The sequence below is a fragment of the Arthrobacter endolithicus genome (genome assembly GCF_026627425.1).
GTDB lineage: Bacteria > Actinomycetota > Actinomycetes > Actinomycetales > Micrococcaceae > Arthrobacter_M.
The window spans coordinates 1-14,138 of sequence record NZ_JAPNLH010000007.1 but is presented as its reverse complement, the minus strand read 5'-3'; the positions used below and the strand labels follow the sequence as shown (position 1 = coordinate 14,138).

At 64.0% G+C, this 14,138-nt stretch carries 13 protein-coding genes, 1 pseudogene and 2 riboswitches; of the genes and pseudogenes, 5 read left to right on the top strand and 9 right to left on the bottom strand.

The features are described from left to right. Positions 1-97 precede the first annotated feature (97 nt). The 4 genes and pseudogenes from OS914_RS07790 to OS914_RS07775 form a co-directional block, all read right to left on the bottom strand. Positions 98-991, bottom strand: a complete 894-nt coding sequence (locus tag OS914_RS07790) for an NlpC/P60 family protein (RefSeq protein ID WP_267545497.1) — start codon at positions 989-991, stop codon at positions 98-100. 146 nt (positions 992-1,137) lie between these two features. Further along, the gene (locus OS914_RS07785) at positions 1,138-1,968 is read right to left on the bottom strand and encodes a C40 family peptidase (protein WP_267545496.1); all 831 of its coding nucleotides are present in this window, start codon (positions 1,966-1,968) and stop codon (positions 1,138-1,140) included. Between the two features lie 4 nt (positions 1,969-1,972). Continuing rightward, positions 1,973-2,159, bottom strand: a riboswitch (cyclic di-AMP (ydaO/yuaA leader). Between the two features lie 136 nt (positions 2,160-2,295). Further along, a pseudogene (locus OS914_RS07780) lies at positions 2,296-2,544 on the bottom strand (M23 family metallopeptidase); the annotation flags it as partial. 159 nt (positions 2,545-2,703) lie between these two features. Continuing rightward, a riboswitch (cyclic di-AMP (ydaO/yuaA leader) is annotated at positions 2,704-2,916 on the bottom strand. Positions 2,917-3,018: 102 nt separating this feature from the next. Continuing rightward, positions 3,019-3,714, bottom strand: a complete 696-nt coding sequence (locus OS914_RS07775; RefSeq protein ID WP_267545495.1) for an iron-dependent transcriptional repressor DtxR — start codon at positions 3,712-3,714, stop codon at positions 3,019-3,021. 168 nt (positions 3,715-3,882) lie between these two features. Between OS914_RS07775 and serC the strand changes: the two genes are divergently transcribed. Next, positions 3,883-5,010: a phosphoserine transaminase gene (gene serC / locus OS914_RS07770; RefSeq protein ID WP_267545494.1), complete on the top strand. Its 1,128-nt coding sequence runs from the start codon at positions 3,883-3,885 to the stop codon at positions 5,008-5,010. Between the two features lie 42 nt (positions 5,011-5,052). On the opposite strand, the gene OS914_RS07765 is transcribed toward serC, so the two are convergent. Continuing rightward, the gene (locus OS914_RS07765; RefSeq protein WP_420713894.1) at positions 5,053-5,598 is read right to left on the bottom strand and encodes a DUF3027 domain-containing protein; all 546 of its coding nucleotides are present in this window, start codon (positions 5,596-5,598) and stop codon (positions 5,053-5,055) included. After that, positions 5,598-5,978: a cold-shock protein gene (locus tag OS914_RS07760; RefSeq protein ID WP_267545493.1), complete on the bottom strand. Its 381-nt coding sequence runs from the start codon at positions 5,976-5,978 to the stop codon at positions 5,598-5,600. The genes OS914_RS07765 and OS914_RS07760 overlap by 1 nt, the downstream gene beginning before the upstream one ends. 213 nt (positions 5,979-6,191) lie before the next feature. On the opposite strand from OS914_RS07760, the gene OS914_RS07755 reads away from it, so the two are divergent. From OS914_RS07755 to OS914_RS07740, 4 genes are all read left to right on the top strand, one after another. Then, positions 6,192-6,446, top strand: a complete 255-nt coding sequence (locus tag OS914_RS07755) for a hypothetical protein (RefSeq protein WP_267545492.1) — start codon at positions 6,192-6,194, stop codon at positions 6,444-6,446. 99 nt (positions 6,447-6,545) lie between these two features. After that, on the top strand, positions 6,546-8,978 hold the full coding sequence (locus tag OS914_RS07750; RefSeq protein WP_267545491.1) for a helicase-associated domain-containing protein: 2,433 nt from the start codon (positions 6,546-6,548) through the stop codon (positions 8,976-8,978). Then, complete coding sequence (locus tag OS914_RS07745; RefSeq protein ID WP_267545490.1) at positions 8,978-10,624, top strand: DNA repair helicase XPB; 1,647 nt, start codon at positions 8,978-8,980, stop codon at positions 10,622-10,624. Before OS914_RS07750 ends, OS914_RS07745 begins: the two co-directional genes overlap by 1 nt. 70 nt (positions 10,625-10,694) lie before the next feature. After that, positions 10,695-11,585 carry a methyltransferase domain-containing protein gene (locus tag OS914_RS07740; RefSeq protein WP_267545489.1) on the top strand — a complete coding sequence of 297 codons (891 nt, stop codon included), beginning with the start codon at positions 10,695-10,697 and terminating at the stop codon, positions 11,583-11,585. A 49-nt stretch (positions 11,586-11,634) separates the two neighbouring features. Here OS914_RS07740 and OS914_RS07735 read toward each other — a convergent pair whose 3' ends face one another. The 3 genes from OS914_RS07735 to OS914_RS07725 form a co-directional block, all read right to left on the bottom strand. After that, entirely contained in the window at positions 11,635-12,504 is an 870-nt protein-coding gene (locus OS914_RS07735; protein ID WP_267545488.1) for a sugar phosphate isomerase/epimerase family protein, read from the bottom strand. A gap of 50 nt (positions 12,505-12,554) precedes the next feature. Beyond that, entirely contained in the window at positions 12,555-13,526 is a 972-nt protein-coding gene (locus OS914_RS07730) for a Gfo/Idh/MocA family protein (protein ID WP_267545487.1), read from the bottom strand. A gap of 76 nt (positions 13,527-13,602) precedes the next feature. Beyond that, the gene (locus tag OS914_RS07725; RefSeq protein ID WP_267545486.1) at positions 13,603-13,971 is read right to left on the bottom strand and encodes a VOC family protein; all 369 of its coding nucleotides are present in this window, start codon (positions 13,969-13,971) and stop codon (positions 13,603-13,605) included. Positions 13,972-14,138 lie beyond the last annotated feature (167 nt).

Here is a 14,138-nt window from a genome sequence, read left to right as displayed (position 1 = left end):
AGCAGCCGATTCGCCCAATCCGACGCGCATTAAATAGCTTCGGCCCCCGCCGCAGGACGGGAGCCGAAGACTATTTGCCGTTGCAGCGGCTGGTGACCTAGTGGCCGATCGCGATGAATACCGGGCCGGAGCCCAGGTAGGCGCTGAACAGCTGCGTGTTGCCGCCGTTGAATCCGCCGTGGACTGCCTGGCCATTGCCAACATAAACGGCGATGTGCGGAACACCGGCGCCTGCGTTGTCGTAATAGATGAGATCGCCCGGCTGGGCCTCTCCGGCTGAGACGGTCCGGCCCAAGGACATGTACCCGGCCGGCCAGCCGTGGTAGAAGATACCCGCCGCGGCCAGCGCATTGCTGGCCAGCGCGGTGCAGTCCTGGTGGACTCCGAGCTGGGCGTAAGCCGCAGCAGCAATGGTGGCGCCGACGCCCCTGGCTACTGCCGGAGCGGGGGGACGCGTCGGTGCAACTGCGACTGGAGCCGGGGCAGCAACGGGGGCAGCAACCGGAGCCGGGGCAGCAACGGGGGCAGCAACCGGAGCGGCAACAGGCGCAACGGCTGCGACCGGGGCGGCCACGTGCGCAACGGCCGGAGCGGCAGCGACCGGAGCTTTCGTGGTGGCCTGCGCCACGACGGGGGCTTCCACTGCAGGGGCTTCCACTACAGGGGCTTCCACTACAGGGGCCGGCGCCGGAGTGGAGGCGTTGGCCGTCCTGGCGAACGCCATTTTGACCGTGGAGTCAGCCGTAACGGTCTGCGCCGCTTCGGCCTTGACGTTCAGTGTGGACGACGCATCGGATACCCGCGTCATTGTCGGTTCGGCGGCGTTTGCCGCGATGCCGGTGGTCAGAACCAGCCCGGAAGCGGCGGCGATGACCGCAGCCTGGCGGCCCATGCCGCCGGCATTGGAGCTGACGGCTTTAGCGATTACCGAAATCGAGCTGGTCTTTGACACCGCGGCGCGGTGCCGTGCAATGGGTGCACTGTTGGTCATGTGGTGCTCACTTTCAATGTCCTCAAGCTGATCGATCCTCAAGCTGATACAAATCGGCTTGGGGGGCTCAGCGGAATGATTTTCGCGGGCCGCCGGCCCGCGTGGAAGGCAATACCCGGGTATTTACCCGGGTATCTAGTTAGCTATTAAGGGAGCGTGTAGAAGACGGAGGTGCCCGTCGCGGTGGCCGGCAGGAGCACAGTTCCATCGCTGGGGTTGAGCGCGCTGATGATCATGCCGTTGCCGACATAGATTCCGACGTGGACGCCGCCGTTCTGGACAACCAAGTCACCGGGCTGCGGGTTAGAGGTCTGAACCATGCCAACCCACTGATTGATGCGCGGGATGGAGATGCCAGCCTGGGCGTAGGCCCACTGCACAAATCCGGAGCAGTCCCAGCCGGAAGGCGTGGTGCCGCCCCAGACGTAGGGGTGACCGATTCCGCCGTAGGCAGCTGCGGCAACACCGGAATGACCACTCCCGACCACGGGAGCTGCTGGTGCCGGGACTTCAACCTTGGCTGCGGCAGCGGGCTGCGCGGCGGCCCTTGGCGCCGGTGCCACTGCGGCGACAGTGTCAGCAGCAGCGACGTCAGCAGCGGCAACGGCGATCTTGGCAGCAGGAGCCACCGGGACAACGGCCACTGGCGCAACGTCTACCGGCGCAACGGCTGCCGGAACAACAGCCGGTGCAGAGCTGACGGTGGGACGGGCAAAGGAAACGGAGGCAGTTGCCGGTGCTGTGATGGAGAGCGGGGCAACTTGGACAGATGCAGAAGCGTCCGACGAAACGCGGCCGGTTTCAGAGGCCTGGGCCGGAAGACCGATGCTCAGGATCAGGCCCGAAGCGGCGGCAATGACTGCTGCCTGACGGCCCACAGTCCCCGCATTCGAGGAAACGGCTTTAGAAATGGCCGAAAGCGGGTTTGTAGTGGCCGTGGCCGCACGGTGGCGACCAAGGTTATTGACTGATGACACGACTGATGCCTCTCCCAATGCCTGCGAGGTAAGCTGTCGGATTCGGATGGGAGTCACCCGGCCGCCTTACATCCGACGTGGATCTCCTCCACTTCGACGCTTGGCGACTTAACCCCAAGGACTTCTTGCGAAGCCCGATATTGGTTCCCCCGCCCCTGCCAGACGATTGTTGCGAACGGACCGTGAGCGGTGGCAGAGCTAGGCAATCCACTCAAGGACGCCAACTTCTGTACAAGTTGGCGCGAGTAAGACGCTACAACAGATCCGATCCAATGTCACATTCAGGTCACGGTGACCTGTTGATAACTCAGCGACGACGAACGGTGCTCAAAGCCAGCCCAGCGGGTCAACAGGAGTGTCATCGACCATGACTTCAAAATGCAGGTGGCAGCCTGTGGATGCCCCCGTGGTGCCGCTCAGCGCGATCTGAGCGCCGCGCTCCAGCTTCTGCCCCACGATGACGCCGACCTTGGAAAGGTGGTTATATGTCGTCGCTAATCCGTTTCCATGCTCGACTACGATCCGATTGCCACCCCCAAACGGGTGCCAGCCTGTAAAGGTCACGGTCCCTCCGGCCAACCGCCGCCGTCACCGCCGGCTCAAGAACGGTGGAAGCATCGGTTACACTTCCGGCGAGGGACGCCGTCGTCGTCGGCACGGTCACGGCCAGCGCCAACCCAGCAGCTGCCAGGACCATTCCGGCCTTCTGGCTCAGCCCGGTGGAAACGAACCTGCTGACACGCCCCGGTGCCGCTGCGGAGTTAGCTGTCGGATTCGAGTCTGAGAGATGCTCTACAACTCGGCCCAGGTGGCTCAGTGCCGCTGCGACGGGGCGCTTGACGTGGACGCTTCATCGTGGGAAAAGTACCGCACAAGGCTTCACCCCAAGGCAGCCGCTGTCAGCTGCCGAAAGTGGGTCCCCCGTCCTTTCCAAGGGGTTTACACCTGCTCCGCCGGCAAGTTTTAATGACGGATCAGGTAACGCTTTGATCTCAGCGTGAGCTAATTTTTATACGCCAGAAACTCCGGCCGTGATGTATTCGTTATAACTCAGCCCAGCGAGACGAAAACATGTGCGGCGACCTCCGGTGGGAGCTCCAAAGCGCCGTCAATCTCCGGGACGCGCACTGAAATGTAACCGCCTACCAGGGCCAGCGATATCCGCGCGCCCGGCCGCAGCCCACCCTCATCGAACTGGGTCAGCAGCTCCGGATCCACCTGAATCCGCTCGGACAGCCGTCGGATCTCGACACGGGATTGCTCCGTATATAGCGGCATCGCATCCAGCAGATTCATCACCCCTTCGGTAAAGGAACCTGCTGTCCTGCCACCGAGTTCTTCGAGCCCCGGAATGGGATTGCCGTACGGTGACTCGTCGGGATGACCGAGCATCTCGTAGATGCGCCGCTCCACCCGCTCACTCATGACGTGCTCCCAGCGGCAGGCCTCATCGTGGACATAGGCCCATTCCAGCCCGATCACGTCGGAGAGCAGCCTTTCGGCCAGCCGGTGCTTTCGCATCACCAAGGTTGCCTTGTGCTTGCCCAGCTCCGTCAGCTCCAGATGCCGGTCCCCGGAGACAACCACCAGCCCGTCACGTTCCATCCTGCCGATGGTCTGCGAGACCGTCGGGCCGGAATGATGCAGCCGCTCCGCAATGCGTGCGCGCAGGGCCACGATGTTTTCCTCTTGCAGCTCCAGGATGGTCCGCAAATACATTTCTGTTGTGTCGATCAGGTCGGACAAGTCAACAGCCTCCTGGCGCTATCTGCCTGCATTAGTTTCTCTCTACGTTAGCGTGCCGGCCAGAGAGCGAAAAATTACGCGGACGGTTTCGTTCTGACGGCCGGGCTGCGGCAGAATTGTCACCAGCCGACGACGTCTGTCCACATCACACAATCCTTGGAGCTACCGGTGAGCCAATCCACTGCCCTGACCATCCCGGCGCATTTACTTCCCCGTGACGGACGCTTCGGCGCCGGCCCCTCGAAGGTCCGCGCCGAACAAGTGGCAGCGCTGGCCGCCGCGGGAGCGAACCTTTTAGGCACGTCCCACCGGCAGGCCCCTGTCAAGAACCTGGTCGGCGAAATCCGGACCGGCCTGAGCACGTTCTTCCAGGCTCCGGACGGGTACGAGGTGGTTCTCGGCGTCGGCGGCTCAACGGCCTTTTGGGATATTGCAGCCTTCGGCCTGGTGGAGCGTAAGGCCCAGCATCTGAGTTTCGGCGAGTTCGGATCCAAGTTCGCCGCGGCCACCAACAACGCTCCGTTCCTGGATGCGTCCGCCATCATCACTTCGGAGCCGGGCACGCGCCCTGCGCCGCACCCGCAGCCCGGCGTGGACGTCTATGCGTGGCCGCAGAATGAGACTTCCACGGGCGTTGCTGCGCCGGTACAACGCGTTTCCGGCGCCGACGAGGGGGCGCTGGTGGTCATTGATGCCACGTCGGCGGCCGGCGGACTCGACGTGGACATCAGCCAGACCGATGTGTACTACTTTGCGCCGCAGAAAAACTTCGCGTCCGACGGCGGCCTGTGGCTTGGGCTATTTTCTCCGGCAGCGCTGGAGCGGGCCGCAAAGATCGAGTCCGGCGATCGTTGGATCCCGGACTTTTTGAATCTGCAGACGGCGATCGATAATTCCCGGCTGAACCAGACTTACAACACTCCGGCGCTGGCCACCTTGGTGACGTTGAACGAGCAGATCAAATGGCTGAACAGCAGCGGCGGCCTGGAGTTCGCGGCCGCCCGGACCGCTGACTCCGCCAACAGGCTCTACTCCTGGGCAGAGCAGTCGGCCGTCGCGTCGCCCTTTGTAGCGGACCGTGCGGACCGTTCCAATGTGATTGTCACGATTGATTTTGACGACTCCGTGGACGCCACCGCGGTGGCCAAGGTGCTGCGCGCAAATGGAATTGTCGACGTCGAACCTTACCGAAAGCTCGGACGGAACCAGCTGCGGGTGGCAACCTTTGTCGCCATCGAGCCCGACGACGTCAGCGCCCTGATCTCCTGTATCGACTTTGTGATTTCCAACGGCTGAGTCGTTCCGCGCCGGCCTGCGTCGGTTCCAGTGACACCGGCCTCAGTTGTGCGTGTCGGCCTCGGCGTCCGCCGCTTCCTGATCCAACAGCTGCTCACGTTCGGATGCGTCATCGGCTGCCACTGCGTCTATTTCGGCAGTGATAAGGCCGGCGAGCTGGACGGCCTCGTCGTCGTCCCCTGGCCGCACGCGATCCGCCCACGGGACCCATTCCGGCGCGAGCACGGATTGGGCTGACGGCAACAGACCAATTTCATCTACGGTGACAGTCTTGGACCGGGAAACGCGGGTGAGGACCGCGAACCACTGCCAGCCGCCGTAGCCGGGCATTTTGCTCTCAAAAAGGTGCGTCGCAACGCGTTCGCCCTCGCTGCGGACTCCCAGATGCACACCGATCTGCCGGACCTCTGCAATTGAAAGGATGGCGTTGCGCGCTACATCGACGGCGGCAGCCAGGACGGAATCGGGCTTACCGGTGCGCCAGACCGGGACGCCGACGCGGATTTTAGGCCGCTTGGCCATCGGCACGTCCGCTTGGTCCGCACCAGCCGGGTCGTCGGCCGCCTGGGGAGTTGAAGAATCGTCCATTATGCGTCGAAGTTTTCGGCGACCTTGCGCAGCGCGGCTGCAATCCTGGCCGCATCGCCGTCCGGGTATTTGCCGTTAGTGAGCCCGCCGACAGATTTCTCCAGCATGCTCACCAGATCCTGCACAATCGGCGCCAGATCCTTCGGCGGCATCCGTTTGGCCTTCGCTACGGAAGGGGCCTTGTCCAGAATCCGGGCGGCCAAAGCCTGAGCGCCCTTGCGCCCGTCGGCGACGCCGAACTCCATCCGCATACCCACCTTGACGTCAGAAACACCTTCCGGCAGGGCGTTGGCGTGCAGGAAGACTTCCTTTCCGTCGTCGGTAGTCAGGAAGCCGAAGCCCTTTTCATTGTCATACCACTTGACTTTCCCGGTTGGCACTTAGGTTACCTCGTTCGTCGTCGTACTCGAATTGCGCCTGTTGCCGTCTGCGTCTTATTACGGGAAACCCTGAAAGGGAACCATAAAAGGGCGCGACAGCGTCAGGCGTGTTGGTCTGCTCTCTCTAGATTAGCTTGTTGCTCCCCTGCTCCCGTGCGTTTGGGCGAAGGCGGTGCTTTGTCGCACCCCATGTCCGCTGTTAGCGTTATGTGCATGACTGAGAATGACCGTAGCCGGAAAGATGGTAGGCAACAGGATTCCGGTCGCAACCGCCAGGTGTTCAATGCGCTGGCCGCGGCGCTCGCCATTGTCTGCGTCGCCTCCCTGGCAGCGGTCCTGCTGATCAAAGTCGCCGGCGGCCAGCCCTGGGTCGGGCTGGACTGGATCGCGATGATCGGGCTGCCGCTGGCCTTTATTTTGCTGGGAACCGCACTGCTGCGGGCTATTGCCCGCCGGCGCCAGCTCTAGCGCGGCGCACAGGCTCCTTCCAGACCGGAGCGTGTTCGCGCAGCGCCCCTTCCTCGGGCGCCGGCTTTAGATTAGGCACGCCGCGATACCGTTAGTGGGATGTCCTCAATTAGGATTCTGACGGCGGAACTGGCGGCGCGAAGCGACAAGTCCTTGCGCTCGCTCTTCGATGCCCGGCCGGATTTAATTTCGCCCCCGGTACCGGATTTTGCCGCCCTCGCTGCGCGTGCCTGTGCCAGAGTCAGCGTTGCCCGGGCCCTGGATGCGCTGAATAAGCCGCAGCTGCAGGTGCTGGAAGTACTGCACCTGACTACCAACGAGGATCTGGGGCAAAGTGCCCGCGCCGGATCGCTCAAACCACTGATCGCAGGCAGCACGCTGGCCGTGATTGAGGTAATTCTCAAGGAGCTGCACGCGCGTGGGCTGCTGTACAGGGATCCAGCCGGATCCGGCGGTTACCTGGCCGTCAGCAGCCTGAAGGATGTGATCGGACTGCACCCGGCCGGACTGGGCCGCAGTTACCCTGAGCTGGTGCGCACGCAGCCCTTGGTCGGGGCTCGCCTGCTGCAGACCGTTCAAGCCCTGCATCGGTTCGGGGCCGGCGTCGGTTCTGCTTCCACTGCGCTGGAAGCCGCGCTGGCGATGCAGTCATGGGTGAACGCTCCCGGTCTGCTCGATCAGCTCTTAGCGTCCGCTCCGGAGACCACGGCGGCCATGCTCGCACGCTTCAGCACGGGAGCGATGGGGGCCGTTGAGAATGCCCAGCGAGCCGTCCGGCCGGAGGCAGCGGACGCAACACCGGTGGATTGGTTGCTGGCCCGAGGACTGTTGATCCCGCTGGATAACGAGCATGTAGAGCTGCCGTCGGATGTTGCCATTGTGCTCCGCGGGCGCGTCATGATCCGGGACTTTACCGCCACCCCGCCCGCCGCGGAGCTCCAACGGACCAGGGCCTCGCTGCGCACCAACGCGGCGTTGGGGGCTATTGCGGAGCTGCTGCGGCTTGAGACAGAATTGCTCACGCAGATCCGGGACACCCCGCTGGCCACTCTCCGCGCGGGTGGGGTGGGGGTGCGTGAAATACGCAGATTGGCCGATGCCCTGCGGGTGGACACGGAACTGACCACGCAGCTCTTGGAACTGGCAGCGCTGTCATCGTTGCTGGTCCTGGACGTTGACACATCCCGATGGCAACCGTCGACGACCGGCTGGCAGCAACTGCCCCGGGAGCAGCAGTGGCTCTGGCTGGCAACATCCTGGCTCGCGGCGGACCGCGCACCATTCCTTGCCAGCCAGTCGGCTGCACGGAGCTCCGGCGCAGTCGGCGGAGCCGGACCGATCAATGCGCTGGCCGCAGAGGCCCACCGCCCCGATGCTCCTGTGCTGCGCAAGCAGACGCTCTTCGTCATGGCCGAGCTCAGCGCCGAAGATGCCGGTGGTCCTGATACCGCCCCCGTGCTCGGTGAGGCCGCCATCCTGGCCCGCTTCCAATGGCGGCGACCCCGGTTGGCCCGGCGGCTCCGCCGTCTCCTGCCGGGCTTTTTGCGCGAGTCGGAACTGCTCGGCCTGACAGGTTCCGGATCGCTCACCAAGGTGGGACACGCCGTCGCAGCCGGTACCCCGGAAAAAGCCGTGGGCATGCTGCGCGCTGCGCTGCCGCAACCGCTCACGCACGTCTTGCTGCAGGCCGATCTGACCGCCGTCGCCCCCGGGTATCTCTCTCCGGAGCTGACGGCGGAGCTGAACCTGCTGGCCGAGGCGGAGGGGCAGGGGCCAGCCACCATTTACCGGTTCAGCCCGGCCTCGATCCGGCGCGCTCTGGACTCCGGGCAGGACGCCGTGCGGATTCTCGATTTCCTGGGCCGGCATTCGGCAACCGACATTCCACAGCCGCTGCGCTATCTAGTGGAGGATACTGCCGCCCGGCACGGCAGGCTGCGCGTGGGGCCGGCTGTCAGCTTTGTGCAGAGCGAGGATGACGCCATGCTTCGGGAACTGACGCAGCTGCCCGCGCTCAAGCACCTTGGCCTGGTTCCGCTGGCCCCCACCGTTCTGATTTCCAGAGTAGGGGCGCGCGAGTCAGCCGCAGCGCTGCGCGCAGTAGGCATGTCCCCGGCCCTTACCGAGGCCGACGGCGGCGTGGTGAAAGTGCCAAAGACCGGTCCATCTGTGGTCCGGGCGTCCGGCCCGGTCCCGAGCAGTACCGGCGGGGAAGACCCGGCCGAGGCGGAAATTGCCGCCCAGCTCTCGGCATTGCGGAGCAAACCATCGTGGGCTCCAGCCGGCACAGAAACCGCTCCCCAGCTGGGGCTGGAAATATTGCGTCAGGCCATCCGGTTGAAGAAGTCCGTGAATATTTCAATTGTGGACAGCAACGGCAACCATGACCAGCAGGTGCTGGTGCCGCTCTCGGTCACTGGTGGCCGGGTGCGGGTCTACGATCCGGATCGTGAGATTGAGCGCGTGGTCTCGATTCACCGGGTGATGGACGTTGAGCTGGCGGATGAGACGGACGAGAAAAGGGCAACGTAATGACCGACGGGCCGCTGATTGTGCAGAGCGACAAGACCATACTCCTGGAAGTGGATCATCCGCAGGCCACCGAGGCCAGGCACGCGATCGCGGCGTTTGCGGAACTGGAACGTGCCCCGGAGCACATGCACAGCTACCGGTTGACGCCGTTGGGCCTGTGGAACGCGCGCGCCGCCGGGCTTGACGCCGAGCAGGTTCTGGACACCTTGCTGAAGTACTCCCGCTTCCCGGTGCCGCATGCCCTGCTGATTGACGTCGCAGAGACCATGTCGCGGTACGGCCGGCTCCGTCTGGAAAAGGACCCGGTACACGGTTTGGTGCTGCGCACCGATGACTTTCCGGTTCTCGAAGAGGTCATTCGGGCCAAGAAAATTGAGCCGCTCCTCGGCCCGCGCATTGACCCGATGACCGTCGTCGTCCATGCGTCCGCACGCGGTGCGCTCAAGCAGCTCCTGCTCAAGATCGGTTGGCCGGCGGAGGATCTGGCCGGCTATGTTGACGGGACCCCGCATCCCGTCGCGCTGTTGGAGGAGGATTGGAAGCTGCGGCCGTACCAGCAGCTCGCGGTGGAGAACTTTTGGGCCGGCGGTTCCGGCGTCGTCGTCCTTCCCTGCGGGGCTGGCAAGACGCTGGTGGGCGCTGCGGCGATGGCGGTCAGCGGCACCACCACCCTGATTCTGGTCACCAACACCGTGTCTGCGCGGCAGTGGAAGGAAGAGCTGCTCAAGCGGACGAGTCTCACGGAGGCGGAAATCGGGGAATATTCCGGCGCCGTCAAGGAGGTCCGGCCGGTCACCATTGCCACCTATCAGGTCCTGACCATGCGGCGCGGCGGCCTTTACCCGCACCTGGAACTACTGGATGCCAATAACTGGGGTCTGATCATCTACGACGAGGTGCACCTGCTGCCGGCGCCGATCTTCCGGATGACGGCGGATCTGCAGGCACGACGGCGGCTCGGACTCACGGCGACGCTGGTCCGGGAGGATGGCCGGGAAGGCGAAGTTTTCTCGCTGATAGGACCCAAACGCTACGACGCCCCATGGAAGGACATCGAGGCGCAGGGATACATCGCGCCGGCGGATTGCGTGGAGGTGCGGGTGGATCTGCCCCGCGACGAACGGATGGCCTACGCAATGGCCGATGACGGGGACAAATACCGACTCTGCGCCACCAGCGAAACCAAGACCGCCGTGGTGGAGCGGCTGGTCAAGACCCATCAGGGTGAGCAACTGCTGGTGATCGGGCAGTATATCGATCAGCTCGATGAAATTGCCGAACGCCTTGGCGCCCCGGTCATCAAGGGGGAGACAAGCGTTAAGGAACGGCAGCGGCTCTTCGGCGAGTTTCGGAACGGGACCATCCATACCCTGGTGGTCTCGAAGGTAGCAAACTTTTCCATCGACCTGCCCGAGGCGTCCGTGGCGATTCAGGTCTCCGGCTCCTTCGGATCCCGGCAGGAGGAAGCGCAGCGGCTTGGCCGGCTGCTTCGACCCAAGGCTGACGGGCGCTCAGCTCGGTTCTACACCCTGGTGGCACGGGACACCTTGGATCAGGACTTTGCGGCCAAGCGCCAGCGCTTCCTGGCGGAGCAGGGATACGCCTACCGAATTCTGGACGCCAAGGACATCGCCACGACCGGATAGAGCTGCCGGTTGGAGGGGACGCCGCCCGGGCAACCGGGCGTATGATCGGCTCATTATTTAGTTCTCAGGCGTGCTGTTATTCGACATGAATTTGTTCGGCGTGCAGAACAGGTTCGGGGACAAGGAGATCGTCGTGGATACGGAAGCCAATGTTGTCAAACACTACTCGCGCGGGGATCTGCAGGAGCGGCTTCTTCAGGCCCTGCAGACCGAGGGCCGTGACCCGGACCACCTGCACCAGGACGACCTCGCCGGTGCCGATGAATTCCACATTGGCGGCATCAAGTCCACCGAGGATCTGGCCCGCGGCGCCGGCATCCACAGCGATTCCCGCGTGCTCGACGTGGGCAGCGGCATCGGCGGCCCCGCCCGCCTGTTTGCGCAGCGTTTTGGGGCAAAGGTCGACGGCGTCGACCTAACCCCGGAATTTGTCCAGGTCGCCCGATCACTGACCGAGCGGACCGGGCTCAGCGGACAGGTGACCTTCAGCCAGGGCAGCGCGCTGGCGCTGCCGTTTGGCGCCGACGAATTTGACGTCGCCACCATGCTGCATGTCGGGATGAACATCGATGAAAAGGCTGCGCTGTTCGCCGAGGTTTTCCGTGTCCTCAAGCCCGGCGGCGTTTTCGCCGTCTACGACGTGATGCGGATGAGCGACGACGAACCCACCTTCCCGCTGCCGTGGTGCACGGTGCCGGCCGACTCCTTCGTCAGGACGCCGTTGGAATATTCCGAGGGGTTGGAAGCGGCAGGCTTTGCGGTCGACTCGGAGCGGAACTGCCGCGAATTTGGCATCGCTTTTATGGAGCGCGGACAGGCGCGGACTGCGGAAAAGGGTCCGTCGCAGCTCGGCCCGCTGCTCGTCCTGGGACCGGATGGGCCGCCGCGGATGGCCAATCTGCTGGCAGCGTTCCGCGCTGGCGTCCTGGCCCCCGTGGAGATCTTCGCCCGCAAGCCATGAGCGGCTGCGCATCCCTGCGCGTCGAGTCCTGCGGCTTTGATTCCGTGATCTAGTCCGCTGCCAGTACCTGCTGCAGGGCTGCCAAGGCTTCCGGAAGGTCAGGCAGCTCCGGGTGCCAGGCCTTCTCCCATTCCAGCGAGAACCACGGATCGCCGTTGCCCTGCGCTGCCGACATGGCAATGGCCAGCCGCGCCATTTCCCGCAGCGGAACGCTGCCCTGCCCCGGCAGCCGGAGCGTGACATCCGTCGGCGCGGAGCCGATGTGTGCGTCCTTGAACTGGGGGTAGGCGAAGTACGGTGCAACGTGCCGCGCCGTCTCCTCCGGGGCCTCTCCATAGCGCCACGGGTGCAGCACATCCCAGATGATGCCGACGCCGGACGGGTCTGGTTCGGCGTCGGCCGCAACCGCGGCCAAATCCGCCCCCTGGTCATCAACCAGCGCCACTATACGCACCACATCCGCTCCCCGGGGGTGTGAATCGTGCGTCTCCAGCAGCAGCCGGACCCCCATCTGGCGGGCCTCGCCCAGCACCGCCGAAAGCCGCCGGGCACCTGCACCATCGAAGCCCGACATGTCCGCCGTCGCCAAGGGATCGACCCCTGCGCCGGGGAAAACGCGCATCCCTGCCGCCCCCAAATCCGCTGCCAGCTGCAGGTTCTCCCGTAGGCCAGCCAGGACGTCCTGATCCGGTCCCGGCGCACAGATCCGGACGTAGCTCGCCAGCGCCAACACTTCCACCCCAGCATCCTCAAGTGCCTGCCGAAGCACCGCGCGCCCGGCCGCGGACAGCCCCAAAGGCGCTATGCCGCCGTCGTCCACCCGTATCTCAAGCCCACGGACGCCAAACCGCCGCGCCCAGTGGAGCAATTGCGATACGGAAGCGTCGGGCGCTCCCAGGGTGGAAAATGCCAATCGCATACAATTCCTTCCGGCCTTGGCCGCTGGCGCCGAGTGCATCTGCGCCCACTTTATAGCGCAACCGCGGTGCCCGTAAGCGCTGAATCGTAGGCGGCCAGAATCACCTGCACTATGTGTCGGGCGTGCGTGAGGCTGACCTCAGGGGGCGCCCCTGCCACTACCGCCGCGAACTCCTGCAGTTGGAACAGGAAGCCGGTCTCAATGTCCTCGGGCCCTGACTCATGCAAGATGGTGGTTCGCCCATCGCGCTGCAGGAAGGTCCCCTTGCGGGGATCGGCAATTATTAGGCCGCGGTCGCAGACCACCCTGATCTCATCAACATGGCGCGGCATATCGGAGACAATCCCGATGGACACCGCCACGCCGTTTGCCAGGCAGAGCTCCATGTCGCCGTCCGTTTCCACAGGTGCGTCAAAGCGATTAAGCGTGCGCGCGTGCACAGAGATGGCAGGGGCTCCGCCAAACCAAAGGGAACGGTCCAGGCAGTGGCCGCCGATGTTCATGAACGCACCACCACCGGACATCGCGCGGTCAAAAAACCACGCCGAACGGTGACCGGGTCGGTAATCGGTACTCCGAAAGTCATGAATCATCAGCACCTCACCGAGCTCCCCCGCAGCCAAGGCGCGTTGCACGGCCAATTTCTCCGGCAGGAAATGCTGAATTTGTCCCACGAGAAGCGTCACGCCGGCCGCCCTGCATACGGCGGCCATGGCATTACAGTCCGCCACAGTGGTGGCCATCGGTTTTTCGACCAGCACGTCCAGCCCGCGGTCCGCTGCAGCCACCACCATTTGCCGGTGCAGGCCGTGCGGGGTATTCACTATCACCGAGTCAACCAATCCGCTGTCCAAGAGGGCAATGTAATCGGTGAACACCGCGGCACCACTGGGCCCGGCTACCGCGGCAGCCGACTCCAACAGCAGATCGCAAACAGCTGTTAATTTCATTTCCGGTATCCGGGCAGCTGCCGCGGCGTGATAACGAGCCACCGCTCCCGCGCCGATTATTCCGATCCGCATTTAGTTACTCCTTTGCTGGTTGGCCACGGCTTGGCTGCCCAGCGCTGAAAAACGGGCGCCGTGGCGCGGGAACCGCTCACAGCTCCTGAACAGAGCGGGATAATAGGCAGAATTCGTTCCCCTCCGGATCTGCAAGCACCACCCTAGTCACATCCGGGCCCTGCCCGACGTCGGTCCGGCTGGCTCCCAGCGCAAGCAGCCGATCCAACTCCTGGGACGTCGTCGCATCTTCCGCCCGAAGATCAAAATGCAGGCGGTTTTTGATGCCCTTGCTCTCCGGGACATGCAGAACATCGATTGACAGTCCGGAGCCGTCCTGGGCCGCGATGCTAATGCCGCCGGCGTCTTCCTCGATAATCTTCCAGCCCAGCACCTCGCACCAGAAGGCGGCGATCCTGCGGATGTCCTGGGCATCAATGGCTATGGTGGCAAGTCGGCTGGTCATGACTGTATTCTCGGCACGTTCTCCAAAGGACGCAAGGGTGCGACGAGACTCAGCTAAAGTGCTCGCGAAATGGGGTGCGTGCCGCATTTGGGATGTGCTCGCGAAATCTCTGGTGCATGGTCGGGTGCTTTGGTGTGCTGGAGGGATGGACTATGGGATGTCGTTGT

Coding starts and splice junctions, on each gene's coding strand:
- OS914_RS07790 (WP_267545497.1), bottom strand. CDS start 991: ATGACCAACAGTGCACCCATTGCACGGCACCGCGCCGCGGTGTCAAAG.
- OS914_RS07765 (WP_420713894.1), bottom strand. CDS start 5,598: ATGGACGATTCTTCAACTCCCCAGGCGGCCGACGACCCGGCTGGTGCG.
- OS914_RS07755 (WP_267545492.1), top strand. CDS start 6,192: ATGACTGAGAATGACCGTAGCCGGAAAGATGGTAGGCAACAGGATTCC.
- OS914_RS07750 (WP_267545491.1), top strand. CDS start 6,546: ATGTCCTCAATTAGGATTCTGACGGCGGAACTGGCGGCGCGAAGCGAC.
- OS914_RS07745 (WP_267545490.1), top strand. CDS start 8,978: ATGACCGACGGGCCGCTGATTGTGCAGAGCGACAAGACCATACTCCTG.
- OS914_RS07735 (WP_267545488.1), bottom strand. CDS start 12,504: ATGCGATTGGCATTTTCCACCCTGGGAGCGCCCGACGCTTCCGTATCG.
- OS914_RS07730 (WP_267545487.1), bottom strand. CDS start 13,526: ATGCGGATCGGAATAATCGGCGCGGGAGCGGTGGCTCGTTATCACGCC.
- OS914_RS07725 (WP_267545486.1), bottom strand. CDS start 13,971: ATGACCAGCCGACTTGCCACCATAGCCATTGATGCCCAGGACATCCGC.